1 protein-coding gene is annotated in these 338 nt (G+C 67.5%); it reads right to left on the minus strand.

Annotated features, from left to right (window positions below; all coding sequences use genetic code 11):
* Positions 1-285: rhamnogalacturonan endolyase family protein (locus ELR45_RS39930; protein ID WP_476704145.1), on the minus strand; the 285-nt coding region annotated here is incomplete at its 3' end.
* Positions 286-338 lie beyond the last annotated feature (53 nt).

A 338-nucleotide genomic window follows, 5' to 3' on the forward strand; every position in this document is an offset into this window, starting at 1 on the left:
GTCGACGACAGCCGCGACCCGGTACTCCGAATCCGAGGAGCCGTCTTCGTCCAGATAGTTGGTGCTGTCGGTGACCGTGGCGATGCGCTCGCCGTCGCGGTATACGTGGAAGCCGGCGCCGGTCATGCCGTGGTCGGTGTGACCGGTGACCTCGGAGCCGAGCAGGCGCCAGCTGAGGTACACGCCTTCGTCAGTCGCCGCAGCGACGAGGCCACGGTCGAGATGTTCCAGCTGGGTCGCGTCCACGCCATCCGACATGGGGCCACCCGCCATGGGGGAGCGGATCGGTAGAGATTGGAAATCGCTTGCCGAATTGCTGGCGGCTCCTGCCGCGGCCG

The sequence above is a fragment of the Phytoactinopolyspora endophytica genome (assembly GCF_004138495.1).
GTDB classification, from domain to species: Bacteria; Actinomycetota; Actinomycetes; order Jiangellales; family Jiangellaceae; genus Phytoactinopolyspora; species Phytoactinopolyspora endophytica.